The organism is Vibrio sp. SCSIO 43140 (genome assembly GCF_023716585.1).
GTDB lineage: Bacteria > Pseudomonadota > Gammaproteobacteria > Enterobacterales > Vibrionaceae > Vibrio > Vibrio maritimus_B.
The window spans coordinates 3,488,339-3,514,952 of record NZ_CP071850.1 but is presented as its reverse complement, the minus strand read 5'-3'; the positions used below and the strand labels follow the sequence as shown (position 1 = coordinate 3,514,952).

Annotated in this window: 22 protein-coding genes and 8 tRNA genes; 22 read left to right on the top strand and 8 right to left on the bottom strand. The window is 48.4% G+C overall.

Annotated elements, in window-relative coordinates; genetic code table 11:
* Positions 1–80 precede the first annotated feature (80 nt).
* A complete protein-coding gene (mutS, locus tag J4N45_RS16745; RefSeq protein WP_252012619.1) occupies positions 81–2,642 on the bottom strand; it encodes a DNA mismatch repair protein MutS in 2,562 nt (853 codons plus the stop codon).
* A gap of 147 nt (positions 2,643–2,789) precedes the next feature.
* Between mutS and pncC the strand changes: the two genes are divergently transcribed.
* From pncC to luxS, 22 genes are all read left to right on the top strand, one after another.
* The gene (pncC, locus tag J4N45_RS16740; protein ID WP_234495109.1) at positions 2,790–3,290 is read left to right on the top strand and encodes a nicotinamide-nucleotide amidase; all 501 of its coding nucleotides are present in this window, start codon (positions 2,790–2,792) and stop codon (positions 3,288–3,290) included.
* Positions 3,291–3,493: 203 nt separating this feature from the next.
* Positions 3,494–4,531, top strand: a complete 1,038-nt coding sequence (recA, locus tag J4N45_RS16735; protein WP_042473235.1) for a recombinase RecA — start codon at positions 3,494–3,496, stop codon at positions 4,529–4,531.
* Between the two features lie 77 nt (positions 4,532–4,608).
* Positions 4,609–5,073 (top strand): recombination regulator RecX, encoded by a 465-nt coding sequence (gene recX / locus J4N45_RS16730; RefSeq protein WP_234495110.1) that lies wholly within the window; start codon positions 4,609–4,611, stop codon positions 5,071–5,073.
* Between the two features lie 159 nt (positions 5,074–5,232).
* Positions 5,233–7,818 carry an alanine--tRNA ligase gene (gene alaS / locus J4N45_RS16725; protein WP_252012618.1) on the top strand — a complete coding sequence of 862 codons (2,586 nt, stop codon included), beginning with the start codon at positions 5,233–5,235 and terminating at the stop codon, positions 7,816–7,818.
* A 217-nt stretch (positions 7,819–8,035) separates the two neighbouring features.
* The gene (locus J4N45_RS16720) at positions 8,036–9,223 is read left to right on the top strand and encodes an aspartate kinase (protein WP_252012617.1); all 1,188 of its coding nucleotides are present in this window, start codon (positions 8,036–8,038) and stop codon (positions 9,221–9,223) included.
* 92 nt (positions 9,224–9,315) lie between these two features.
* Positions 9,316–9,513 (top strand): carbon storage regulator CsrA, encoded by a 198-nt coding sequence (gene csrA, locus J4N45_RS16715; RefSeq protein ID WP_004415691.1) that lies wholly within the window; start codon positions 9,316–9,318, stop codon positions 9,511–9,513.
* Between the two features lie 210 nt (positions 9,514–9,723).
* Positions 9,724–9,816 (top strand) — tRNA-Ser (locus tag J4N45_RS16710).
* 45 nt (positions 9,817–9,861) lie between these two features.
* Positions 9,862–9,938 (top strand) — tRNA-Arg (locus J4N45_RS16705).
* Between the two features lie 27 nt (positions 9,939–9,965).
* Positions 9,966–10,058, top strand: a tRNA-Ser gene (locus tag J4N45_RS16700).
* A gap of 69 nt (positions 10,059–10,127) precedes the next feature.
* Positions 10,128–10,204, top strand: a tRNA-Arg gene (locus J4N45_RS16695).
* Between the two features lie 103 nt (positions 10,205–10,307).
* Positions 10,308–10,384 (top strand) — tRNA-Arg (locus J4N45_RS16690).
* A 79-nt stretch (positions 10,385–10,463) separates the two neighbouring features.
* A tRNA-Arg gene (locus tag J4N45_RS16685) sits at positions 10,464–10,540 on the top strand.
* A gap of 67 nt (positions 10,541–10,607) precedes the next feature.
* A tRNA-Arg gene (locus J4N45_RS16680) sits at positions 10,608–10,684 on the top strand.
* A 68-nt stretch (positions 10,685–10,752) separates the two neighbouring features.
* Positions 10,753–10,829: transfer RNA gene (locus J4N45_RS16675), tRNA-Arg, on the top strand.
* Positions 10,830–11,238: 409 nt separating this feature from the next.
* The gene (locus J4N45_RS16670) at positions 11,239–11,496 is read left to right on the top strand and encodes an oxaloacetate decarboxylase subunit gamma (RefSeq protein ID WP_042473248.1); all 258 of its coding nucleotides are present in this window, start codon (positions 11,239–11,241) and stop codon (positions 11,494–11,496) included.
* 36 nt (positions 11,497–11,532) lie between these two features.
* Positions 11,533–13,323 (top strand): sodium-extruding oxaloacetate decarboxylase subunit alpha, encoded by a 1,791-nt coding sequence (gene oadA / locus J4N45_RS16665; protein ID WP_252012616.1) that lies wholly within the window; start codon positions 11,533–11,535, stop codon positions 13,321–13,323.
* 9 nt (positions 13,324–13,332) lie between these two features.
* Complete coding sequence (locus J4N45_RS16660) at positions 13,333–14,463, top strand: sodium ion-translocating decarboxylase subunit beta (protein WP_234495114.1); 1,131 nt, start codon at positions 13,333–13,335, stop codon at positions 14,461–14,463.
* Between the two features lie 210 nt (positions 14,464–14,673).
* On the top strand, positions 14,674–15,624 hold the full coding sequence (locus tag J4N45_RS16655; RefSeq protein ID WP_252012615.1) for an NADP-dependent oxidoreductase: 951 nt from the start codon (positions 14,674–14,676) through the stop codon (positions 15,622–15,624).
* The gene (locus J4N45_RS16650) at positions 15,618–16,073 is read left to right on the top strand and encodes a YqaA family protein (protein WP_128649347.1); all 456 of its coding nucleotides are present in this window, start codon (positions 15,618–15,620) and stop codon (positions 16,071–16,073) included. Before J4N45_RS16655 ends, J4N45_RS16650 begins: the two co-directional genes overlap by 7 nt.
* Positions 16,074–16,099: 26 nt before the next feature.
* The gene (locus J4N45_RS16645) at positions 16,100–18,958 is read left to right on the top strand and encodes a M16 family metallopeptidase (RefSeq protein WP_252012614.1); all 2,859 of its coding nucleotides are present in this window, start codon (positions 16,100–16,102) and stop codon (positions 18,956–18,958) included.
* A gap of 105 nt (positions 18,959–19,063) precedes the next feature.
* Positions 19,064–20,653, top strand: a complete 1,590-nt coding sequence (gene gshA / locus J4N45_RS16640; RefSeq protein ID WP_252012613.1) for a glutamate--cysteine ligase — start codon at positions 19,064–19,066, stop codon at positions 20,651–20,653.
* Positions 20,654–20,812: 159 nt separating this feature from the next.
* The gene (luxS, locus tag J4N45_RS16635) at positions 20,813–21,331 is read left to right on the top strand and encodes an S-ribosylhomocysteine lyase (RefSeq protein ID WP_042473253.1); all 519 of its coding nucleotides are present in this window, start codon (positions 20,813–20,815) and stop codon (positions 21,329–21,331) included.
* A 108-nt stretch (positions 21,332–21,439) separates the two neighbouring features.
* On the opposite strand, the gene ruvX is transcribed toward luxS, so the two are convergent.
* From ruvX to J4N45_RS16600, 7 genes are all read right to left on the bottom strand, one after another.
* Positions 21,440–21,865, bottom strand: coding sequence for a Holliday junction resolvase RuvX (ruvX, locus tag J4N45_RS16630; RefSeq protein WP_234495117.1), 426 nt, complete (start codon positions 21,863–21,865; stop codon positions 21,440–21,442).
* 65 nt (positions 21,866–21,930) lie between these two features.
* The gene (locus J4N45_RS16625; protein WP_128649352.1) at positions 21,931–22,500 is read right to left on the bottom strand and encodes a YqgE/AlgH family protein; all 570 of its coding nucleotides are present in this window, start codon (positions 22,498–22,500) and stop codon (positions 21,931–21,933) included.
* Positions 22,501–22,532: 32 nt separating this feature from the next.
* The gene (gene gshB / locus J4N45_RS16620) at positions 22,533–23,480 is read right to left on the bottom strand and encodes a glutathione synthase (RefSeq protein WP_252012612.1); all 948 of its coding nucleotides are present in this window, start codon (positions 23,478–23,480) and stop codon (positions 22,533–22,535) included.
* 13 nt (positions 23,481–23,493) lie between these two features.
* Positions 23,494–24,225, bottom strand: coding sequence for a 16S rRNA (uracil(1498)-N(3))-methyltransferase (rsmE, locus tag J4N45_RS16615; RefSeq protein WP_252012611.1), 732 nt, complete (start codon positions 24,223–24,225; stop codon positions 23,494–23,496).
* A gap of 79 nt (positions 24,226–24,304) precedes the next feature.
* On the bottom strand, positions 24,305–25,012 hold the full coding sequence (locus J4N45_RS16610) for an endonuclease (protein ID WP_394150938.1): 708 nt from the start codon (positions 25,010–25,012) through the stop codon (positions 24,305–24,307).
* A gap of 69 nt (positions 25,013–25,081) precedes the next feature.
* Complete coding sequence (locus J4N45_RS16605; RefSeq protein WP_252012609.1) at positions 25,082–25,591, bottom strand: SprT family zinc-dependent metalloprotease; 510 nt, start codon at positions 25,589–25,591, stop codon at positions 25,082–25,084.
* 72 nt (positions 25,592–25,663) lie between these two features.
* A complete protein-coding gene (locus J4N45_RS16600; protein WP_252012608.1) occupies positions 25,664–26,458 on the bottom strand; it encodes a DUF2189 domain-containing protein in 795 nt (264 codons plus the stop codon).
* Positions 26,459–26,614 lie beyond the last annotated feature (156 nt).

Here is a 26,614-nt window from a genome sequence, read left to right as displayed (position 1 = left end):
TGTAAGGCGATGCGACGATAGGAGCTAGTCTTGGTTCTCCCCCTTGATAAGGGGGAGTTAGAGGGGGTAGCAGCGCGCTCTTAAAGCAGCTGCTTCAACCGATACAACTCTTCCAACGCCTGACGCGGCGTCAAATCATCGGGATTAATCTGCGCCAGTGCTTCTTCCACTTCACTTGGTTCAGGGATCAAGCTTAGCTGATTAGCAATATCGACTTGTGGCGATTCTGCGCGAGCAGGGATTTGTCCAATTTGCTCTAGCTGCGTCAGTTTTTGGCGCGCGTTCTTAATTACCGCTTTTGGCACGCCAGCAAGGCCAGCAACAGCCAGACCGTAAGACTTACTTGCTGCACCTTCTTGAACCGCATGCATAAACGCAATTGAATCACCATGCTCAACCGCATCCAAATGAACATTGGCAAGGTTAGGAAGCTGATTTGGCATCTCTGTTAGTTCGAAGTAATGCGTCGCGAAAAGCGTCATCGCACCAACCTTGGTTGCGAGCCATTCCGCACTTGCCCACGCGAGCGAAAGGCCATCGTAGGTACTAGTGCCTCGGCCAATCTCATCCATCAACACTAGGCTGTTTTGCGTGGCGTTATGGAGAATGTTCGCCGTTTCTGTCATCTCCACCATAAAGGTTGAGCGACCCGATGCGAGATCATCAGAGGCACCGATGCGGGTAAAGATGCGATCTAATGAGCCAATTTCTGCTGATTCAGCGGGCACATAGCAGCCAATGTGAGCCATTAGAGCAATGAGCGCAGTCTGTCGCATGTAGGTCGATTTACCACCCATGTTCGGACCTGTAATGATCAGCATTTTACGCTCAGGGTTAAGCGCGATTGGGTTGGCAATAAAAGGCTCATCCATGACCTGCTCTACCACAGGGTGACGACCTGATTGGATCTGAATACCCGCTTTTTCGCTTAACGTTGGTCGGCAGTAATCTAAGCTCTCTGCGCGCTCTGCTAGGTTTTGCAGTACGTCTAATTGAGACAGGGCAGAGGCAAGGTTTTGTAACTGTTCTAAGCTTGGCAGCAACAAATCGAACAGCTCTTCCCAAAGCTTTTTCTCAACGGCGAGTGCCTTAGATTTTGAGTTCAGCACCTTATCCTCATGCTCTTTGAGCTCAGGAATTATGTAGCGCTCAGCATTTTTTAGAGTTTGCCTACGAACGTAGTGTGGCGGCACTAGATGGCTTTGACCACGGCTCACCTGAATATAGAAACCATGCACATTGTTGTAGCCAACTTTTAACGTGTCGATACCGTGGCGGTCACGCTCATCATGCTCAAGCTTTTCGAGGTACGCGGTAGCACCATTGGCGAGGTCGCGCCACTCATCGAGCTCAGCATTGTAGCCATCGGCAATCACACCGCCGTCACGAATAACGACTGGAGGATTCTCTTTTATCGCTCGCTCAAGTAGATCAGCCATCGACTCCATAGGTGCAGAATAGTCAGCCAGCTGTTTGAGATAAGGGTGCGCCACGGTCTCAAGACTGACCGCCAGTTCCGGTAGCTGTTGCAGCGCGCTTCGTAAACGAGCCATATCACGAGGTCTTGCCGAGCGCAGTGCTAGCCTTGCCAAGATACGTTCAATGTCACCGATCTGCTTGAGCGTTGGAGCAAGCTCGGTATAGAGCGCATCTTGCTTGATCTCAGAGATGGCATCCAAACGATAGTTCAGTGTTTTTTGGCAGCGCATAGGTTGATGGATCCAGCGCTTGAGCATTCGGCTACCCATAGCGGTTGCGGTGTGATCTAGCACTTCCGCTAGCGTGTTTTCATGACCGCCAGACAGGTTCTGGGTCAACTCAAGGTTGCGCCTCGTGGCCGCATCGAGAATGACCGATTGATCTTGACTGTCTAGTGTCAATGAGCGGATATGAGGAAGCGCGGTACGTTGGGTGTCTTTTACGTATTGGATCAAACAGCCTGCTGCACATAAACCTAATACACAGTTCTCGACACCAAAGCCGACAAGATCCTTGGTACCAAACTGTTGGTTGAGCTGCTGACGCGCAGTATCAATCTCAAACTCCCACACAGGGCGACGACGATTGCCATTGCGACTCGCCATGATATCAACAGGTTCAAAATCTTCAGGAAACAAGAGCTCTTTAGGCGCAGTGCGCTGCAGTTCAGCCAGCATGGCTTCTTCTGTACTGGGTTCACAAAGTTGAAAACGACCAGAGGTAATATCCAGAGTAGCGTAGCCAAATTTGCCATTTTGGTGATAGATTGCGGCAATAAGATTATCAAGCCTTTCCGAGAGCAGAGCTTCATCAGAGACAGTGCCGGGCGTAACGATGCGCACGACTTTTCTCTCAACCGGACCTTTGCTGGTGGCAGGATCACCGACTTGCTCACAAATTGCTACCGATTCGCCAAGCTGGACCAGTTTAGCTAAGTAGCCTTCGACAGCATGAAAAGGAACACCTGCCATAGGAATAGGCTCACCCGCGGAGGCGCCGCGCTTGGTCAGTGAGATATCGAGCAATTGAGATGCGCGTTTCGCGTCATCGTAAAACAGCTCGTAAAAATCGCCCATTCGATAGAACAGCAAGATATCTGGATTCTCTGCTTTTAGCTTCAGATATTGCTGCATCATTGGTGTGTGTTTTTGTTCCGCTTTCACTGTCACTTCTTTGCTACTGGTTTTTCATTGCCGCCTAGGATACGTGAAAGCGGCGAGAGCGAAAAGGGCAGAGTCGTCACTGATATCACGCAAGCGCAGGTATTAAACCCAATTAAGTCCCACACGAAGGACTAGGAGTTGTGTCAAATGCAAAACATATCTGAGTTAAGTGCCAACCTAGGTCAATTACTGCAACAGAGAGATCAGGTTTTAGTGACCGCTGAATCCTGCACAGGTGGGGGCGTGGCAACCGCGATTACCGATATCGCAGGCAGCTCTGCGTGGTTTGACCGAGCGTTCGTCACCTACAGCAACGATGCCAAGATGGAAATGATTGGTGTGAAGTCAGAAACGCTTGGGAAGCATGGCGCCGTGAGCGAACCAGTGGTGATTGAAATGGCGCAAGGAGCACTAGCTCATTCAAACGGAACCCTAAGTGTCGCAATCAGTGGTATCGCTGGACCCGGTGGAGGCAGTGAAGAGAAGCCAGTCGGAACCGTATGTTTTGCATGGGCATCTTCTCAGGGCTGGCAGAAGGTAGAAACCTGTTTGCTAACGGGTGACCGAGCGAGTGTTCGTTTACAGGCAGTAGAGCATGCACTAAGAACGTTACACACCCATGTTCTAGAAGATGAGCCGTTTAGCTAAGCCTATTGAAATATAAAGAGTCTTGGTGAAGTCACACTGAGGTCACAAAAAAATCTTCATACAGGTATAGACACTGTATGAATCAACAGTATAATAAAATACATCTTGCGATGAATTGAATGCATCGCTTACCTGATTAAAACAGCTCAAGCACGTAAGTTGCCTAAAGCGTATATCCGTAAAGGATAGTTGTGGAGAAAGTAATGGACGAGAATAAACAGAAGGCGTTAGCCGCTGCATTAGGTCAGATTGAAAAACAATTTGGTAAAGGCTCAATCATGCGCCTTGGTGATAACCGTACCATGGACGTAGAAACTATTTCAACGGGTTCACTTTCTCTCGATATCGCACTAGGTGCAGGTGGTCTGCCTATGGGTCGTATCGTAGAGATCTACGGTCCAGAATCATCAGGTAAAACAACACTTACCCTTGAGTGTATTGCTGCCGCTCAAAAAGCAGGTAAAACCTGTGCGTTCATCGATGCTGAGCACGCCCTAGACCCTGTCTATGCGAAGAAGCTAGGTGTTGATATTGATGCGCTATTGGTGTCTCAGCCAGATACCGGTGAGCAAGCGCTTGAAATCTGTGACGCTCTAGCACGCTCTGGTGCGATTGACGTGATGGTTGTCGACTCGGTTGCTGCACTAACACCAAAAGCGGAAATCGAAGGCGAAATGGGTGACAGCCACATGGGTCTGCAGGCTCGTATGCTTTCTCAAGCTATGCGTAAGCTTACTGGTAACCTAAAGCAGTCTAACTGTATGTGTATCTTCATCAACCAAATCCGTATGAAGATTGGTGTGATGTTTGGTAACCCAGAAACTACCACTGGTGGTAACGCACTTAAGTTCTACGCATCTGTACGTCTTGATATCCGCCGCACTGGCTCTATTAAAGAAGGCGATGAGGTTGTGGGTAACGAAACTCGCATTAAAGTCGTTAAGAACAAGATTGCTGCACCATTCAAACAAGCAGAAACTCAGATCCTATACGGTCAGGGCTTCAACCGCTACGGTGAGCTGGTTGACCTAGGTGTTAAGCACAAGCTGGTTGAAAAAGCAGGCGCTTGGTACAGCTACAACGGCGATAAGATTGGTCAAGGTAAAGCAAACGCATGTAAGTTCCTGCGTGAAAACCCAGAAGCGGCACAAGCGATTGATAGCAAACTACGTGAGCTATTGCTAACGCCTGCGATTGTTGAAGAAGCAGAAACTGGCGAAGCGCCGGCAGAAGAGCTATAAATCTTCAATTGAATTAAACAAAGCCCTGCACTGCGGGGCTTTGTTGTATCTGTTTTCCTATCAAGTTATTAGTCTCTATGTATCAACGAAAGCCACCGACCCTGTCCGCTAATGAAGCTGCGATCCAACTGTTAAGTCGCCGAGATCATGGCGAGTATGAGTTGTACCAAAAGCTTGCCTTTAAAGGCTATGAGGAATCCGAGGTTGAAGCCGCGATAGAGCTGTGTAAGTCATATCGATATCTTGATGATCTGCGCTTTGCCAAAAGCCAGGTAAGGCAGCATGTCTACAAGGGGCATGGTGAACGTCGAATTCGTCAAGAGCTGAATCAAAAGCGCGTCTCAGAGTCGGTCGTGAATGAAGCCTTGATGGAAGAAGAAGTCGATTGGTTTGAGCTGGCGAAAACCACAGCTGAGAAAAAGTTTCGCCATGGAAAAGCCAGTGATCCCAAAGAATATGCCAAGCAAGTGCGATTTCTACAGTATCGAGGCTACTCTTTTGACCAAATAAACTACGCACTAGATTCACTAGAAAGTGAATAACACCTTCCCGTCACTGCCCGCAAATACTTGTCCTGACTTGAATAAACTTTAAATTCCTTTCGTTTGTTGCCTTTTTTACCAGAAGACTAGGCGAATCCTTACTCATGGGGTTACAATATGCCCCCAAAATCTAACTCGAATTATTTCAGGAAGAGCTGCATGTACATGAGCACAGACGAGGTTCGCAACGCGTTCCTTAAGTTCTTTGAGAGCAAAGGGCACCAAATCGTAGACAGTTCATCGTTGGTTCCACACGATGACCCAACTCTGCTTTTCACAAACGCCGGTATGAACCAGTTTAAAGACTGTTTCCTTGGCCTAGAAAAGCGTAACTACACTCGTGCCACTACGGCCCAGCGTTGTGTTCGCGCTGGTGGTAAGCACAACGACCTTGAGAACGTTGGCTTCACTGCTCGTCACCACACTTTCTTTGAGATGCTGGGTAACTTCAGCTTCGGTGATTACTTCAAAGAAGATGCCATCAGCTTTGCTTGGGAATTCCTAACTGAGACGCTAAAACTGCCAAAAGATCGCCTGCTGGTGACAGTTTATGAAACTGACGACGAAGCATTCGAGATCTGGAACAAGCAAGTAGGCGTTCCTGCCGACCGCATCGTTCGTATCGGTGATAAAGAAGGCGGTAAAGCATACGAGTCAGATAACTTCTGGCAAATGGGTGACACTGGTCCTTGTGGTCCATGTACAGAAATCTTCTACGATCACGGTGAGCACATCTGGGGCGGTCGTCCTGGTACTCCGGAAGAAGACGGTGACCGCTTCATCGAGATCTGGAACAACGTATTCATGCAGTTCAACCGTCACGCCGACGGTACAATGGAGCCGCTACCAAAACCATCGGTAGATACAGGTATGGGTATCGAGCGTATCTCTGCAATCATGCAAGGCGTTCACTCAAACTACGAGATCGATGTATTCCAAACGCTAATCAAAGCAGCAGCAGAAGTGATCGGCTACGAAGACCTTTCGAACCAATCACTGCGCGTTATTGCAGACCACATTCGTTCTTGTTCATTCCTAATCGTTGACGGCGTAATGCCATCAAACGAAGGTCGTGGCTACGTGCTTCGTCGTATTATCCGTCGTGCAGTACGTCACGGTAATAAGCTAGGTGCACAAGGCGCCTTCTTCTACAAGCTAGTTGGTACCCTAGCATCAGTAATGGGTACGGCAGGTGAAGAGCTTAAGAAGCAACAAGCCGTTGTAGAAAAAGTACTGCGTATCGAAGAAGAGAACTTCGGTCGTACTCTTGAACGTGGTATGACAATCTTGACTGAAGCGCTTGATAATCTTGGCGACGAGAAAGTGCTAGACGGCGAAACGGTATTCAAACTTTACGATACCTACGGCTTCCCAGCAGACCTGACTAACGATGTGGCTCGTGAGCGCGAGTTTGCTATCGATGAAGAAGGTTTTGAGAAGGCGATGGAAGCTCAGCGTCAACGTGCGCGTGAAGCTGGCCAGTTCGGTACTGACTACAATGCAGCGATCAAAGTTGATACCGATACTGAGTTCTGTGGTTACACAGGCACAGAAGGCAGCAGCACAGTGGCAGCCATGTTTGTTGAAGGCAATGAAGTGGAAGCACTCTCTGCTGACGACAAAGCGATTGTGGTTCTTGAAGAGACACCGTTCTACGCAGAGTCGGGCGGTCAATGTGGTGATGCTGGCGTTCTGAAAACATCAGCGGGTCTATTCAAAGTAGAAGACACTCAAAAGCTAGGTAACGCGATCGCACACCACGGTGAGCTGGTTGAAGGCGTACTTGCTAAGGGCGATGAAGTGGCAGCGACTGTCGATGCAGAGCGCCGCGCGGCTATCTCGCTAAACCACTCAGCTACGCACTTGCTACACGCTGCACTGCGTCAAGTTCTGGGTGAGCACGTAACGCAGAAAGGCTCGCTAGTGAAGCCTGATAACCTACGTTTTGACTTCTCTCATCTTGAAGCGATGACCAAAGCGGAAATCAAACAAGTTGAGCGTCTTGTGAACGCACAGATCCGTACTAACCACGTGATCGAAACCAACGTTATGGACATTGAGTCTGCGAAAGCAAAAGGCGCGATGGCTCTGTTTGGTGAGAAGTACGACGATGAAGTTCGCGTGCTTTCAATGGGCGAGTTCTCAACTGAGCTTTGTGGTGGTATCCACGCAAGTAACACGGGTGACATTGGCCTATTCAAGATCACCTCTGAGGGTGGTATTGCTGCGGGTATTCGTCGTATTGAAGCGGTAACAGGTGAAGCGGCTCTGGATGCGATTGAAGCGACAGCGGCACAGTACGAAGCGAAACTTGGCGATGCGGCAAGCAAAGCGAAATCTCTAGAGAAAGAGATTGCTCAGCTTAAAGACAAGCTAGCAGCAGTAGAAAGTGCCAACATCATGGGTAAAGTCGAAGAGATCAATGGTACTAAGGTACTGGTTGCCGCACTTGAAGGTGCGGATAGCAAAAATCTTCGCACCATGATGGATAACGCTAAGAACCAAATGGGCAGCGGTATCGCGTTCATTGCCAATGTTGCTGATGGCAAGATTGGTTTGATCGCAGGTGTGACTAAAGACCTAACTGGCAAAGTAAAAGCAGGCGACCTTGTTAAGATGGTGGCTGAGCAAGTTGGCGGTAAAGGTGGCGGTCGTCCAGATATGGCGCAAGCAGGCGGCAGTGATGTCGATGCGCTTCCAGAAGCGTTGCAATCTATCCGTGGTTGGCTTGAAGAGCGTTTATAACTCTTAAGTAAACACCGCTAAATGCCCAATCAATGTTTGTTGATTGGGCATTGTTGCTTTTGGTCACTACCTATTCAGTGAATCAATTGCACAGTGCAGAACTGCACATCTATTTAATAGGCGAGGCACATGGCGTCGCCTAATACAGGGAGCGGTCACTCAAGATCGTAATTTCAAAATTCGACAACACTATGTTGTCTTGGGAAGGTGAAGACTGGTGAAAAGACCACTAATCGTGCAAAAGTTCGGTGGAACTTCTGTTGGCTCTGTTGAGCGTATCCATAGCGTTGCAGAGCATGTAATTCGAGCTAAACAAACCGGCAATCAAGTGGTTGTCGTTGTCTCAGCGATGTCAGGTGAGACCAACCGTTTGGTTGAACTTGCCAAACAAGTAGACAAAGTGCCAAACGTCAGAGAGCTGGATGTATTGCTCTCTGCAGGTGAACAGATCTCTATGGCACTGCTGTCGATGACGTTGAGCAAACTTGGACACGCGGCGATATCTCTGACCGGTGGCCAGGCACGAATTATGACCAACAATAATCACAACAATGCCACGATTAGTCATATTGATACCAGTGTCATCGATGAACATTTAGCGCAAGACAAAATTGTGATTGTCGCTGGATTCCAGGGCATAAATGAAGTCGGCGATATAACGACATTGGGACGAGGTGGCTCTGATACGACAGCGGTCACCCTAGCGGGTGCCCTAAACGCACAAGAATGCCAAATATTTACCGATGTCGATGGCGTTTACAGCTGCGACCCTAGAGTCGTCAAAAACGCGCAGAAGCTCGATAGCATCGATTTCCCAACTATGCACGAAATGGCCCACAAAGGCGCTAAAGTGCTCCATCTTCCTTGTGTGGCTTATGCGTGGCAAAATCATGTGCCACTGCGTGTGCTTTCTAGCTTTGACGCAGGAGAGGGGACATTAGTGGCGGGTAAAGAGGCTAAACCTGGGATCTGTGGTCTAGCAATACAGAAACAGGTGGTGTCACTACGTATCTGTGAAGAACATGTCGATGTTGTTGATAAGCAAAAGCAGATGTTGGGAGTGGAAGAAAGTCACTGGGTGACAGATTCGACCTACAGTCATTTGTTGGTGAAAACAGATTGCCGTGACAAGCTAAAATTAGTCATTGAAGACAAGATCGTTACAGAGCAGGACGTCTCACTTCTGACACTTGTGGGGTCAAATGCCGCAGAGCAAGCGTCACAATATCAACAACTTCTCAACTTATCAGACATATCTGTTCTACACTTTTGTGAAGATACGCACTCAATTACACTCGTTCTCGAGCCAGGGGCTATCGACAAAGCGGCTAACGTACTGCATGATAACTACATTATCGCCAGTGGATCCGTTGAGAGAGAAGAAAAACAGGTACATTTGGGGTAAATACTTTTCAGAAGATAGTTTACGAAAATATAACTTTTGTTGGATAATAAGTTTCGTAGCAAGATAATTAGAGAATACTCAAGGAGCTAAGAATGCTGATTTTGACTCGCCGTGTTGGTGAAACGTTGATGATTGGTGATGAAGTCACTGTTACTGTATTGGGTGTTAAAGGCAACCAAGTTCGCATTGGTGTTAATGCTCCAAAAGAAGTGTCAGTGCATCGTGAAGAGATCTACATGCGCATTCAAGCGGAGAAAGGAAACGGTAACGTTGCATCAGGCAACTACTAATCCTAACTAGAGAGGGCTGGCAATTTGCCAGCCTTTTTGTTGCGTGAAATTTGCCATAAAACAGAGGCACCAAGGCGAATTTTGCTTAGGAAAGCTACGATTAAATGGTGGTTTGGTTAATTTGCCAACGCTTAGTCTGTTTTTTCCTATTTTTACCAAGAAAATGTTTGACTTATTTTTGGTAAATCGTAATATGTGCCTCCGCAAGACGGTGAGGTGGCCGAGAGGCTGAAGGCGCTCCCCTGCTAAGGGAGTATACGGTTTGTAGCCGTATCGAGGGTTCGAATCCCTCCCTCACCGCCATTCTTGCATTGTGTTGTATGACACTGTTCTTATTGAACATATTGCGCGCTCGTAGCTCAGCTGGATAGAGTACCTGGCTACGAACCAGGCGGTCGAAGGTTCGAATCCTTCCGAGCGCGCCATTTCTCTCTTCGGAGCGAAATACATGTGGTGAGGTGGCCGAGAGGCTGAAGGCGCTCCCCTGCTAAGGGAGTATACGGTTTGTAGCCGTATCGAGGGTTCGAATCCCTCCCTCACCGCCATTTATTGACTGTTTCAGTCAATTTTTTTGTTCAAAAAGAAATTAAATGTGATATGCTTCACAACCTTGCGCGCTCGTAGCTCAGCTGGATAGAGTACCTGGCTACGAACCAGGCGGTCGAAGGTTCGAATCCTTCCGAGCGCGCCATTCTCTCTTTTTTGTAGAGGATGCCCTTTGGGAAAGGACTTTCTCTTATAGAGAAGAAGGGTAATGCCCTGTAACGTCAAATGACAATGCGAAAACTTATTGCGCGCTCGTAGCTCAGCTGGATAGAGTACCTGGCTACGAACCAGGCGGTCGAAGGTTCGAATCCTTCCGAGCGCGCCATTCTCTTTGAAAGAGTGTTCTTTTTGAAAGAGATAGGGGAAGCCCTGCATCGTTAACTGACAACACGAAAATTTGTTGCGCGCTCGTAGCTCAGCTGGATAGAGTACCTGGCTACGAACCAGGCGGTCGAAGGTTCGAATCCTTCCGAGCGCGCCATTCATTCTACTTTGTAGAGAAAAGGGTAATGCCCTGCAGCGTCGAATGACAATGCGAAAACTGTTGCGCGCTCGTAGCTCAGCTGGATAGAGTACCTGGCTACGAACCAGGCGGTCGAAGGTTCGAATCCTTCCGAGCGCGCCATTTTCTTTCTTTACAGAGACCTAGGGTATTGCCCTGCAGCGTCGAATGACAATGCGAAAACTTGTTGCGCGCTCGTAGCTCAGCTGGATAGAGTACCTGGCTACGAACCAGGCGGTCGAAGGTTCGAATCCTTCCGAGCGCGCCATTCTTTAGAAACCTCGCTTCGGCGGGGTTTTTTATTAACAAAAATTTATCATATCAATAACCTTATTATTACAACGTAATGTTTTTAAACGAAAAATTGCGGTAATTTTAAGCGTGTCCCAGTTTTTCAACTTTAGTTTGTTTATGTTGAGATCTCATGTGAGGTCATAGTATGAAGTTCTGTGTAAGCCTAAATACACCATAAATTGTCGTGTGCATCATAGTTTTTCATTCGAATGACGTTTTAATGACGGCGTAAGATTAAACAAAATTGACAAACTTTCACCAATCGAGATAATCCTAGACCTCTTGCAATGGATCGATGCAAGGCCATTGTGAGTCAATCAGTGAGCAGTGACGCCACAAAAATGATTGAGTAACTTGTCAGGATGACAAAGAAAGGAAGCAACATGACTAATATTGGAAGCCTGCTAGGAGATGCAGCCACCCTCATGCTAACGGGTATGGCCGTGGTATTTGTATTCCTAACAATCCTCGTTTATCTCGTTCGGTTAATGTCAAAATTGGTACCAGAAGAAGTACCAGAACCGATCGCAGTTCCTACTCAGAATAAAACCCAACCATCCCCCTCAAATGGTGTTAGCCCGAATGTGGTGGCAGCAATTTCTGCCGCTGTCCATCAATACCGCACTTCGGCCGCTAAATAGATTGAGTTAAAAAAGCTTAAAAAGGAGTTTATGAGCATGTCTAAACCACTTGCTATCACGGACGTGGTACTTCGTGACGCCCACCAATCTTTGTTTGCTACGCGCATGCGTATTGAAGATATGTTACCGATCGCAGCTGAGCTTGATAAGGTTGGCTACTGGTCCCTAGAAACGTGGGGGGGAGCGACCTTTGATGCCTGTATTCGATTCTTGGGTGAAGATCCATGGGAGCGTTTGCGCGAGCTAAAAAAGGCCATGCCGAACACACCTATGCAAATGCTGCTTCGTGGTCAAAACCTACTGGGTTATCGCCACTACGCAGATGACGTTGTTGAAAAGTTTGTTGAGCGTGCACATGCTAATGGTATGGATGTGTTCCGTATCTTTGATGCGATGAACGATGTTCGTAACTTTGAAAAAGCAGTGAAAGCAGCCGTTGATGTCGGCGCGCATGCTCAGGGCACGCTGTCTTATACGACAAGCCCAGTTCACAACACCGATACTTGGGTCGATCTTGCTAAGCGTCTTGAAGACTTAGGCTGTCACTCTCTATGTATTAAAGATATGTCGGGTCTGCTAAAGCCTTACGAGGCAGAAGAGCTGATTTCTCGCATCAAAGCATCTTGTGAAGTACCGCTTGCGCTGCACTGCCACGCGACAACGGGTCTGTCTACTGCGACAGCAGTGAAAGCGGTAGAAGCTGGGGTCGATATTCTAGATACCGCAATCTCGTCGATGAGCCAAACCTATGGTCACACGCCAACAGAAACTGTTGTCGCGATGCTACAAGGTACTGAGCGCGACACCAACCTAAAACTCGAGCAGATCGAGCCTATCGCTGCTTACTTCCGCGAAGTTCGCAAGAAGTATGCGAAGTGGGAAGGTCAGTTGAAAGGCGTGGATTCTCGTATCCTAATTGCTCAGGTACCTGGTGGTATGCTGACCAATATGGAAGGTCAGCTAAAAGAACAAGGTGCCGCGGATCGCATCGATGAGGTTCTAGAAGAGATCCCACGCGTACGCGAAGATCTTGGCTTTATTCCTTTGGTAACGCCAACCTCGCAGATCGTCGGTACTCAGGCGGTTATCAACGTACTGACTGGTGAGCGCTATAAGAGCATCACTAAAGAGACGGCCGGTGTTCTAAAAGGCGAATACGGTAAAGCGCCAGCGGAAGTCAACGCTGAGCTTCAAGCAAAAGTGCTTGAAGGTGGTGAAGCGATTACCTGTCGCCCAGCCGATCTACTCGAAGCTGAGCTACATACGCTGACGGATGACTTGTTACAGAAAGCGAAAGCAGAGGGCATTTCTCTAGCAGAAGACACTGTGGATGATGTTCTTACTTACGCACTTTTCCCACAAGTTGGTCTTAAGTTCCTGAAAAATCGTCACAACCCAGATGCATTTGAACCAGCGCCAGGTAAAGAAGAAGCGAAGCCTGCTGCGCCTGTCGCAGCGCCAGCAACGTCTGCTCAAGGTATCGAAGCATACAGCGTGAAGGTCGATGGTCAGGTTTATGATGTTGAAGTGGGACCAAAAGGTGAACTGATGTCAGTAACGCCAGCAACCGCTCCTGCGGCCGCTGCACCAGCGCCATCTCCAGCAGCAACCAATGTTGAGGCGGTATCTGCGCCGCTAGCGGGTAACATCTTTAAGGTTAATGTCGCTTCTGGTGCGCAAGTTCAAGAAGGCGATGTCCTATTGATCCTCGAAGCGATGAAAATGGAAACGGAAGTTCGCGCAGCGCAAAGCGGCGTGGTTCAAGATGTACACGTTAAAGAAGGTGATGCTGTTGTTGTTGGCGCGCCTCTTGTTAGCTTAGCGTAAGGGAGCACCATGGAAGGATTGATGACCTTATGGTCAGAAACAGGGATCGCTAACTTTGAATTCGGCCAGATCTGCATGATCTTGGTCGGATGCATCTTGTTGTACTTGGCGATTCGCAAAGGGTTTGAGCCGCTACTCCTATTGCCAATCGGCTTTGGTGCTGTGTTGGCAAATATCCCTAATGCTGGCTTCACTGAGCCGGGTGGTCTGCTGTACTACGTCTACTATATCGGTATTGAATCGGGTGTATTCCCACTGCTCATCTTTATGGGCGTGGGCGCGATGACGGACTTTGGTGCCCTTATTGCTAACCCGAAAACGCTATGGTTAGGCGCAGCGGCACAGTTTGGTATCTTTGCGACCTTATTTGGCGCGATCTTGCTGAACTACGTACCAGGTATGGAGTTTTCCATGCAGGATGCGGCATCAATCGCTATCATCGGTGGTGCCGACGGCCCAACCGCGATTTTCTTAGCGAGCCGACTGTCTCCTGATTTGCTTGGGGCAATCGCGGTCGCAGCATACAGCTACATGGCATTGGTACCAATCATTCAGCCGCCAATCATGAAGGCACTTACCACGCCTGAAGAGCGTACTATCAAAATGGCTCAGCTGCGCCACGTTAGCAAAGGCGAGAAGGTTCTGTTCCCTCTTGCCGTGCTATTGATGACGATTCTGTTCTTGCCATCGGCAACGCCTCTGGTTGGCATGTTCTGTCTTGGTAACTTGATGCGTGAAGCGGGTGTTGTCGATCGACTATCGAAGACGGCGCAAAATGAGCTGATCAACATCGTCACCATCTTCTTGGGTCTAGGTGTGGGTTCTAAGCTTCAAGCTGAGCAATTCCTGAACTTCGAGACCTTGGGCATCCTGGCACTTGGTGCTGTAGCGTTCAGTATCGGTACTGGAGCGGGTGTATTGATGGCGAAGCTCCTCAATAAGTACTCAAAAGAAGACATCAACCCTCTTATTGGTGCTGCAGGGGTTTCTGCCGTACCGATGGCGGCGCGTGTAGTAAACAAAGTAGGTTTGCAGGCTAATCCGCAAAATTTCCTACTGATGCATGCAATGGGACCAAACGTCGCAGGCGTATTGGGCTCTGCCGTTGCTGCGGGTATCTTGTTAGCCCTCGTTGGCTAGCACTTTTAACTGCATTTGATAAACAAAAGGGAAGCGCGAGCTTCCCTTTTTGCGTTACTAGCTCAGTGTCTCTGGCGACTTACCGGAATCAAACGCACAGCTAAAGTGATTGAATTTGTTACATACTTGCTATTGAGTGATGAAAAGTTAATCTAGACTCAACTATGGAAATCGTTACTATGAAGTCTTGATTAGGAAGAGGAAGCTGCAATGAAGTGTAAACAGATCGTGATTCCAGAATTTGGTTCAGCAGAGGTATTGGCGTTTCAAGAGATTGAGGTTCCACAGCCTCAGGCCGGAGAAGTTCTGGTAAAGGTTACCTACTCTGGAATCAATCCGATTGATGTGAAAACTCGTGCAGGTCTTGGTTGGGCGGCTGCAGAGAACAAAGACAATCTTCCTTGGGTTCCCGGCTATGACATCGCTGGTTCGATTGAAGGACTTGGCGAGGGTACTCATGAGTTCGAAATAGGGCAAGAAGTCGTTGGCTTTATCGGGTTCCCTGTTCGAGGTGGTGGCTACAGCCAGTACGTATGTGTTCCTGAGTCAGAGTTAACTCCGATTCCTAATTCCGTCACACTTGAAGCGGCCGCAGCGTTGCCGCTGGCAGGTCAAACCGCGGCACAAGCAATCAATAAAGCACAAGTTCAAGAAGGGGAACGAGTGTTGATTTTAGCGGGTGCAGGTGGTGTCGGTCATATCGCCGTTCAAATCGCTGTCGCAGCAAAAGCAGAAGTGTACACCACGTGCAGTGAGCGAAATCTTGATTATTTGGCCACCTTGGGCGCGCATGCCATTAACTATGAGTTTGCACCGGCATCCGAGCGTGTAAGTGACGTCGATGTGCTTATCGATCTTGTTGGTGGTGATACGGCTTTAGATGCGCTGAAATGTTTGAAAGATAATGCGCGAGTCGTGACGATCCCTACGATTACCGCAGAGCTAGTGTGTGAAAAAGCCAAGCTCCTTGGCTTTGAAGCAAGTGGTATGTTGGTATCGCCAGATACTAAACAGATGGAAACCTTACTTTATATGGTGGGCGTTGGGTTGCTGAAAACGGAGATCCAACAAGTCTACCCTTATCAACAAGTGGTGGCTGCTCATCAGCAGGTAGAAACCAGCCGCACGCGCGGTAAAGTACTTCTTAATATGCAATGCTAGAAACGTTTTCTCAATTCCTTGCGGAGTCTTGGTTCGCCGACTCCGCTCTCGCTGTTCTTTTTATCTCTGGATTTTTAAGTGCAACACTTCTCCCGGGCGGCTCTGAAGCAGGTCTTATTGCTACATTGAGCCTGCAACAGTATTCGCCCGTATGGGTTATTATCGTCGCCACGATAGGTAACACCTTAGGTGGTCTCACTAATTATTGGATAGGGATTTGGTTACCAAATCGAACTCAAAACGAGAAGCATGGTCATAAAGCCATGGCTTGGCTACAAAAATATGGGTATTGGAGCTTGTTATTTAGCTGGCTACCCGTCATTGGCGACCCTCTCTGTTTAGCGGCAGGGTGGCTAAGAATGAAATTTCTGCCTTGTGTTGTTTTGATCGCTATAGGTAAGGCTCTGCGCTATATGGTGCTTACGGCCTTGTTCTACGGTCTATTCTAGTTTTCTCGATCTTTTAAGGAGCTCTTATGAGAAAGATCTGGCTCGGCTTACTGTCGGTGGTCTTTGTTTACGGTTGTAGCAATAGTGACTTTTCGACCCAAAGCGATAGTGCACTCCCTCCGGGTATCACCCTTGTTGAGGAGATGAAAGCCGATCCCGACCGGGTGATGATCCCATACTCCAAGTACAAGCTGGATAATGGTCTGACCGTCATTTTAGCGCCTGATGATTCAGATCCTCTTGTGCACGTCGATGTGACCTACCATGTCGGCTCTGCACGTGAGGAGATCGGTAAGTCTGGGTTTGCTCACTTTTTCGAACACATGATGTTCCAGGGCTCAGAGCATGTTGGTGATCAACAGCATTTTAAGATCATCACGGAGGCTGGTGGTACCTTAAACGGTACAACGACTCGAGATCGAACCAATTACTTCGAGACGGTTCCGTCCAATCAGCTTGAGAAAATGTTGTGGCTGGAAGCGGACCGTATGGGCTTTTTGCTTGGCGCTGTCTCGCAGCGTAAGTTTGAAATTCAGCGCGATACCGTCAAAAATGAACGCGCCCAAAACTTTGATAACCGCCCTTACGGTCTGATCTGGGAGCGTATGGGAGAGGCGATGTTCCCTGAAGGCCACCCATACTCTTGGCAGCCAATTGGCTATGTAGAAGATCTCGACCGCGTCGATGTCAACGATCTAAAAGCCTTCTTCTTACGCTGGTATGGTCCAAACAATGCCGTGCTCACTATCGGTGGTGATATCGATAAGGCGCAAACACTAGAGTGGATTCACAAGTACTTTGGCTCGATACCTAAAGGTCCAAGTGTAGAAAAAGCACCAAAACAGCCGGCAGTACTGCCTGAAGATCGCTACATCACACTCGAGGATCGCATCCGCCAACCTATGGTGGTGATTGGCTGGCCAACGACGAGTTACCGCGGGGCGGAAGATCAAGTGGTTCTCGATGCGATGGCGGATGCTATCGGTGGTGGTACCAACGGTTTGCTGTATCAGAAGCTAATCAAAACGCAGAAAGCCCTCGATGCTGGTGCGTTTAGTGACTGTAATGAACTCGCGTGTAATTTCTATGTGTATGCCATGGGCGCCTCTACAGACAAAGATGGCTTGAAGTCTCTTTACAATGACTTGTTAGCGACGCTAGCTGAGTTTGATAAACAAGGCATCAGTGACGAGCGACTCAAGCAAATCACAGGGCTTTCAGAAGCCGGTGCTGTGTTTGCACTGCAAAGCGTAAAAGGCAAGGTGACTCAACTTGCCGCGAATGAAACCTTCTATGGTCAGCCGGATCGCATCGAGCAAAAACTGGAGCAGATTCGCTCGGTGACATCGGAAGAGGTAAGTGCCGCTTACAAGACCTTCATTGAAGACAAACATAAAGTCACCTTGAGTGTTGTACCAAGAGGGCGAACCGACATTGCGGTGAAACCAGCAACGTTCGTGACGCCAGCACGCACTCTGCCTGAATATAAAAAGGTAACCGAGGCCGATCTTGAGCTGCGCCGTCCTGTTGATGATTTTGATCGAAGTGTTATGCCTCAGGTAGCGGAAGGGGTTGCTGCGAAAATGCCTGAGCTGTATCAAGTTCACTTCGACAATGGCAGTGAGTTATTGGGCACCGAGACCAGTGAAACCCCAACGGTTGAGATCCACTTCCAGATGCCAGCGGGCAGTCGCTATGTTCCTAAGGGCAAAGAAGGTCTTGCTGGCCTCACTGCTGCCATGATGGAAGAGGGCACAACAACACGTACGGTTGAGCAGCTTCAAGCAGAGCTCGATAGTTTGGGGAGCCGGATTGGATTCAGTGAAGGCGCGTACACGACACGAGTTTCTGTGTCTGCTCTGGAGCGAAACCTACCACAAACCTTAACCTTGCTTGAGGACATCTTGTTCAATCCTGCGATGAAACAGGAAGACTTCGACCGTCTCAAAGCACAAACGTTAGAGGGCTTGGTGTATCAGCATCAAAAACCAAGCTGGATGGCATCGCAAGCTACCCGTGATGTGCTCTATGGTGACTCAGTCTTTGGTCGCTCATCAGACGGCAGTGCCGAGTCCATATCGTCTATCACTCTAGAGGATGTGAAAGCCTTCTATCGCGATCACTACACGCCGCAAGGAACCCAAATCGTCGTGGTTGGCGATATCTCAGAGAAGAAGATCACCGATCAATTAGCGTTCTGGTCGCTATGGCAAGGGCAAGCCGCACCGCTTATCGCACCAGAGATCATTCCATCTCAAGGTGAGCAGCGAATTTATCTTGTCGATAAACCATCTGCACCACAAAGTATTGTACGTATGGTGCGTCAAGGCCTACCGTTTGATGCAACGGGCGAGCTTTACCTAAGTCGTCTAGCAAACTTTAACCTGGCAGGTAACTTCAACAGTCGCATCAATCAGAACCTCAGAGAGGACAAAGGCTATACCTACGGTGCCAGCGGTTATTTTGCTAGCAACCGTGAAGTTGGCGCGATTGTGTTTAGTGCTCAGGTTAGAGCCGATGCAACCCTTGCTTCTCTCGAAGAGATGATTGCTGAGCTGAAAAACTACAGTGAAAATGGCATGACGGACGAGGAGCTCTCTTTCATGCGCCTCGCAGTGGGGCAACAAGACGCCTTGACTTATGAAACACCGAGTCAAAAAGCCAGCCTGCTTTCGTCGATTTTAACCTATAGTTTGGATAAGGATTACCTTAAGCAGCGTAATGAGATTGTCGCCACAGTCGAAAAAGAGGCCCTCAATACGTTGGCAGCGAAGTGGTTTGACCCGAGCCAATATCAGCTGATAGTGGTCGGTGATGCCAAGCGTTTAAAACCACAACTAGAGAAATTGAATATTCCAATTACAGAGCTTGAAATCTCTCAATAGCATGACCATATAGGGAGGATGGGTGATCTGACGGAGAACAAGGTTTGCTGTCTGTCGGTGCATCCACCCTTCAATTGGAATAACAAACTATAAGCGAATCGCATTGTGACTAATTTTGCTAAGCGACTGGATCAAGTTGCTAAAGATGAGACCGTTTTCCGTCAGTTTGGACGCGGTGTGGAACGGGAATCGCTACGTTACACCGACGATGGTCGATTAGCGACAACACCTCACCCTAAGGCGTTAGGCTCAGCCTTCACTAATGAATACATCACGACGGACTTTTCAGAGTCGTTATTGGAGTTTATTACCCCAGTGTCGCGTGATGTTGATACGCTGATTAATCAGTTGTCCGATATTCATCATTTCACGCAAACCAAGCTCGGTGACGAGAAGCTTTGGCCTTTGTCTATGCCTTGTTATGTTGGTTCAGAAGATGACATCGCCTTAGCGCAGTACGGCAGCTCAAACTCAGGTCGTATGAAGACACTATACCGCCAGGGACTTAAGCACCGCTACGGTAGCTTGATGCAGATTATCTCTGGCGTGCACTTTAACTTCTCTTTTCCTGAATCATTTTGGGACGCATTATTTGGTGAGCAAGACGAGAAAACTCGTCAAGATGCCAAGTCAGAAGCTTACTTTGGGTTGATCCGCAACTACTACCGCTTTGGTTGGTTGATTCCTTACTTCTTTGGTGCATCACCAGCTATCTGCTCCTCTTTCTTACAAGGCAAAGAGACGAAGCTTCCGTTTGAAAAAGTGGGTGGGACCTTATATCTACCAAAGGCGACGTCGTTAAGGCTAAGTGACCTTGGTTATACCAACAGCGCTCAGAGTGCATTGAAGATTGGTTTTAATGGACTAGAGCAATACCTAGAAGGCCTTAATCAGGCGATTCATACCCCATCACAAGACTTCGCCAAAATTGGCGTTAAAGTGGATGGTGAGTACCGTCAGTTGAATGATTATGTGCTGCAGATAGAGAATGAGCTATACGCGCCAATCAGACCAAAGCGTGTCGCAAGAAGCGGCGAAAAACCCTCAGAAGCACTATCTCGCGGCGGTGTTGAATACATCGAGGTCCGTTCTTTAGACGTGAACCCGTTTAGCCCGATTGGGATTACCGCGGAGCAGATTCGCTTCCTAGACTTGTTCCTAACTTGGTGCGCGCTCAAAGATTCTGAGCCGATGGACAATTGTGAGCTAGAGTGCTGGCGTGAGAACTGGAACAAGGTCATTGTTGATGGTCGCCAAGTGGGTCTTCAGCTACAAATCGGCTGTCACGGTGAAGTTCTCGATAGTCAGTCTTGGGTAAAACGCGTCTTTGCTGATCTTCGTGAGATTGCCAAGCATATGGATTCAGCACACGGTGGTAACGAGTACGCTGCAGTATGCGACAAGCTAGAAGCGTGGAACGACAATCCTGAGCTTTCTATCTCAGGCCAGCTATTGGCGAAAACCAAAGAGCTAGGTGGACTTGGGAAAGTGGGCTGTGAACTGGGTAAAGAGTACCGTCAGAAGAACCTTTCTCACGAATATAAGGCGTATTCGACTCAAGTAATGGAAGATGAGGTCACTCGTTCGGTTTCAGCTCAAATGAGCATTGAATCGGCGGATACCGTTAACTTCGACGACTTCTTGTCTGATTACTTTGCTTACCTATCACCAGAGCAAGCTCAGGTCGCTAACTAAGCTTGCTAACTGAGGTTGCGCAGCAATACTGTGCCACTTACAATCACGCTAAAGACATTGTTCTTAAAAACATGGTTCTTAAAGACAGTGTTCTAAAAGACATAGTTCTCACGGTTTTAGCCAAGGTTGAAACCGTGAGTAAACCAAGGAGAAAATATCATGCCACTACTGGATAGCTTTACGGTAGACCACACTAAGATGCACGCTCCAGCGGTACGCGTTGCGAAAACAATGCAAACCCCTAAAGGCGACACGATTACTGTTTTCGACCTACGTTTTACGATCCCAAACAAAGACATCTTGTCTGAGCGCGGCATTCACACGCTAGAGCATCTATATGCCGGCTTCATGCGTGCACATCTAAATGGTGACCAGGTTGAGATCATCGATATCTCTCCAATGGGTTGTCGTACTGGTTTTTACATGAGCTTGATAGGTACGCCATCTGAGCAGCAGGTTGCTGACGCTTGGCTAAATGCAATGCAAGATGTACTGAAAGTCGAGAGCCAGAACAAGATCCCTGAGCTTAACGAGTATCAATGTGGTACTGCAGCAATGCACTCACTGGATGAAGCGAAAGCGATCGCAGAGAAGATCATTGAAGCGGGTATTCAAGTGAATAAGAACGATGAGCTTGCATTGCCTGAGTCTATGTTGCAAGAGCTGAAAGTAGACTAATTGAATTAGGTCGCGCGCTTTGAGTCTATCCCTGCCTGCGCAGGAGCGCGGCTAGCGGAAAATAAAAAAGGATGGCATTTGCCATCCTTTTTTGTGTTTAAAGCAGCATTAAGCCCACTGCGCCTCAAACCAGCTCTCTAAGATCACCACCGCTGACTGGCAGTCAACATTGCCTTTTGATAGGGCCTTGTAACCACCCATCTCAAACAGCTCCGAGCGAGCTTCGGCGGTAGACAGTCTTTCATCGTGCATTTCCACTTGAAAGCCGAACCGACCATGTACACGGTTGGCAAACTTCTTAGCGCGAGCGGTGATTTCATCAAGTGCTTTGCCTCGCACGTCGGTGGGTAGACCCACGACGATGAGGTCAGGTTGCCACTCTTTTAGCATGGCTTCGATATCATCCCAGTTTGGAATGCCGTCTTTGGCTTTGAAAGCTTTTAGTGGGCTTGCTGTGCCAGTGACCTCTTGGCCTATAGCACTACCAATACTCTTGGTTCCGAAATCGAAAGCAACGATGGTTCTGGATGTCATAATTTCTCTGTTTGTGAAGACAATGCGTTTTGTGAAGACGCTAACCGGGCAGCTTAGGGCGCAGTCTATGCGTGACCAACATCAGTTGAAAGCTGAGCGATATCGAACCCTAACATACCGACAGCGCTACTCCAACGTTCTTCAACCGGGGTATCAAAGATCACGCTTGGGTCGGCCTCTATGGTGAGCCAAGAGTTCTCAGCTAACTCGGTTTCCAGTTGCCCCGCACTCCAGCCAGAGTAGCCTAATGCGACGATATAGTTATCCGGCTGTGCGTCAGTGCCGAGTACGGCCAGAATATCCTTAGACGTGGTGACAGATACCGTGTCGGTGATCTGGATACTGGACTGGTACTGATCTTTAGGGTTATGAAGGATAAAGCCGCGATCTTCAGAAACGGGCCCGCCGTTTAACACGGGCTCGTCGAGGCTTTTGCTGTGTGTCGTTTGCGAGGCGATAGGAAGCTCAGTTTGCACTTGCTTAAGCATGTTTGCGACAGTGACATCGATTGGAGTGCTGATCATGATCCCCATCGCGCCATCTTCATTGTGCTCACACACATAGATGACGCTGCGTTGGAAATACGGATCCTTCATCCCCGGCATTGCCACGAGAAAGTGGTTGGCTAAGTTCATGATCGCCTCTCCCAATAGACTTCTACAATTGGCTACTTGCCTAAACGGCGCTCGATAGCGTCCATTAGCTTGCCAGTAATAGAGATGTCAAAGGCGGCTTCAATTTCACGAATGCACGTTGGGCTAGTCACGTTGATCTCAGTAAGTTTGTCACCGATGACATCCAGACCTACAAATATTAAGCCCTTCTCTTTCAAAGTGGGAGCTACTGCCTCGGCAATTTGCTTGTCTGTCTCACTTAAGGGACGAGCTTCACCACGGCCACCGGCTGCAAGGTTGCCACGAGTTTCCCCTTTAGCTGGGATACGTGCTAGGCAGTACGGCATTGGTTCACCATCCACCACGAGAATACGTTTGTCACCATTGCTGATATCAGGAACAAACGTCTGAGCCATAGCGTAGTTTTGACCATGGTTAGTCAGGGTTTCGATGATCACAGATACGTTCGGATCGTCTTGCTTAACACGGAAGATAGAAGCGCCGCCCATACCATCAAGTGGTTTCAGGATGACATCGCCATGCTGATCACGGAACTCTTTAATCTTCTCTGCTTTGCGCGTTACGATAGTCGTTGGCGTTAGCTCAGGGAACCATGCTGTGAAGAGTTTCTCGTTGCAGTCACGAAGGCTTTGCGGCTTGTTGACGATTAGCGTGCCTTTTTCTTCTGCGCGCTCCAAAATGTAGGTCGCGTAGATGTACTCTGTATCGAATGGAGGGTCTTTACGCATCAATACGGCATCTAGCTCAGACAGCTCAATGGTTTGCTCTGAAGTAAATTCGTACCAACCGTTAGGATCTTCTTTAAGCGTCACGATTTTTGTATCGGCAACCGCCGTACCTTGATCTAGGTGTAGGTCATTCATCTCCATGTAGTGGATTTCATAACCGCGACGCTGGGCTTCCAGCATCATTGCAAAGCTTGAATCTTTCTTGATGTTGATGGACGAGATAGGATCCATCACGATACCGAGTTTGAGCATTATTTTTCTCCCGTTAACCTAAATCGCCAAAGCGTACTTGAAGTGCCGTAATAGCGGTCAATGCCGCCGTCTCAGTTCTAAGTACACGAGGACCAAGCAGGGTTTCTTCGAATTGATATTGTTCTGTCATTTCAATTTCTTGCGCAGACAAGCCACCTTCTGGACCGATAAGAAGACGAACCTTATTCACGGGCTCTGGCAAGGTATTAATTGAGTATTTTGCTCTTGGATGAAGGTTGAGTTTGAGCGCCTCAGATGGCTCTGCACACCACTCCTCTAGCGACATGATTGGGCGAATCACAGGGATGGTATTCCGTCCACACTGCTCACAAGCGCTAATCGCTATCTTTTGCCACTGTTGCAGCTTTTTCTCAAAACGCTTGGCATCGAGTTTCACGCCGCATCGTTCTGAGATGAGAGGCGTAATCGTGTTCACACCCAACTCAACGGACTTTTGGATGGTGAACTCCATCTTATCGCCGCGAGAAATGACTTGTCCGAGATGCAAATCAAGTGGTGACTCTATGCTCGACTCGACCTTCTCTTGAATATCCACGTCGACATTCTTCTTCCCAACGCTGGTAATCGTCGCAGGAAATTCATATCCACTACCGTCGAATAGTAGAACCTCTTGACCCTCTTTCATACGCAATACTCGGCCAATGTGCCCTGCGGCATCATCACTTAGGGCGAGAGTGCCTAAAGATTGAATCGTTTCAGGGTGATAGATACGAGGTATACGCATAACAATTTCCAAAGAACAAACAGTATTGAGGTATAAGATGGATGCCAGCCCTCGAAATTACAAGGGCTTGGCTAAGGAATTAACCCTGATTTTTACACGCTTCGGCGACAAAAGGATTATCGTTGCCCTGAATGCGGCGGATACGCTCGTTTCGAGTGCACTCCCAGTTATCGACAGGGTAGCTTTTGTTCCAAGCTTTCATTAGCTTAGCTTGCTGTTTAGATAGCCTAAACCCGTACTCTTGACTCATGTAAAGGTAAGTGCGAGCAATAGACCCTCGTGCACGTTCAGGCGGCATCGCTTTGCGCTGCTTGAAGTTTACTTGCATTTCGCATTGGCCATAGCTGACACCATCGACCCCATTCCACTGCGAAAAGTTGTAGTTGGAACGATCACCGTTGACTTCACCAATGGCTGGTGTGAGGTTATGTAGGTCGGCTTCCATCAGTTTGAACTGTTTGTCGTTGCGTGTGCAGTTCTTGCGCCCGCCATCTTGCCAACATTGACGCTGGTGGCCAAACTGCCAAGCAGGCACCACGTGTTCCCACTCAATACGACTTGCGCGCTTTTCTTGTTTACGAACCTGATAACCGCACGCAGAAAGGTCTGGTACGCCTTTCTTACCGTTCCATTGAATATCACAGCCGCAATAGAAGCTCACAGGATGGTCGGCATAGATTTTTACCGCTTCTTTCTTCGCTTTACTAAAGCTACTCGGTGGTGCACCAACTGCTGTGATTGGAACGGTGATAGCCATTAGGGCGATAGAAGTGAGAAAGCGGCGCATCATAGTAAGGTCTAAAAAAGGTTGAGATAACCTAGTGTAACTCGCAAAAAAGACCTTAGCTATCGATAGTTAGCTCAGTTGTTTGCCAGTGTACTCTATGATTTGGCCGCACTTTCGACAACGGTAGCTGGCTTGCTGGCGCAAGACCTTATTGTGGCGTCGTATGGTCACAGCAAATGTGTCGCATTGGCAGCGGTACTCAAACGTGCGTCCCTGTACAGACTGGATATTGAGTGAGTGTGTGGTGTTTGGTGCAATATGGAATACTTGGTTCATGACCATCTGCCACTCTTTGCCATGCGGGCGCACGCGACCGAAGAGCGCATAGGTAATTAAATGAGCGACTTCATGGGGAATGACTTCGTCGATAAACGCCTGTTGATTCTCGACAAAAAGCACTGGGTTTAAACGGACCTCCCAGGTCTGTAGGTACGCTTTACCTGCGGCTTTTCCGCGCAGCTTGTAGTTGAGAGCTGGGACGGGGAAGTCTCTTTCAAAGTAGTGACGTGCACGCTCAATACAACGAGACAGTGTTTTTAAAGCAAGATAGTGAAGCTGCTCTGATAATTCTGCATCCACGAAGTTCAATCCAAACAAAAAGCGCCCAAACAGGGCGCCATTCTACTTAGGATGTGATGTTATGCCAACACATCAGACATGATGCTTCTTCTTGATGGTCTCATGGTAAGCGTGCCAAGTTCCGTACCCGAGGATCGGCATGGTCACAATCATTCCAATCCCGTAGGTGGCAAAACCAATTAAAATACCGCCGCAAATGATAAGAGCCCACACTATCATGGCCGGAATGTTGGATTTCACAGCGTTAAAACTGGTGAAGACTGCGGTCATGATATCGACTCGACGTTCCATCATAAGAGGGATCGAGAAGGCTGAAATGCTAAAGATAACCGCTGCGATAACCGCGCCAACAACACTGCCGGTAATCAAAAACGGCGCGAACTCAGTTAGGGGAGCGCCTTGCACTGATGGGTAGAGCGCATGTAACAGCGCAGCGATACGCATCCAAAATATCATCGCTACCGCGAGTAACACGGCAAACGCCCATTGTGATGTTGAGTTGCGACCAATGGCTTTCATGGAATGGAACAGGCTCGGTTTGTGCCCTTTTTCTCTCTCCCAAGCGGCATCATAAAGACCCAGCGCCAAGAAAGGCCCGATAAGCATATAAACCACTAGGCTTGGCATAATGACGAGGTGTGTACCTTGCCATTGCACCAATAGAACGATCGCGACCGCCGCTGCGGTAAAGCAGAGTCCGTAGAAAGCACTAATGATTGGCATACGTATGAGGTCATGCAAGCCGAGCGCGAGCCAGTGGAATGGGGCTGATACACTCAGTTGGTTGCACGGAATGGTTTTAGCGTAATCTTGATCCCTGACTTCATGTTTCTTCTGGAAGTCATCAGAATTTACAGTTCGAGGCATATGTCCTCCCTGATTGACAAACTGGCCTTCGTTTTATCAGGGCAAGGCGCTAATGGTCGCGTTGTTAACACGAGCAGCGACTCTCGCCGCAGTTGACGTGTCCTTACCAGCTTACCGTTATTAGCGTCTTCCCCTCTTAAGTGCTCTATTTTGCAT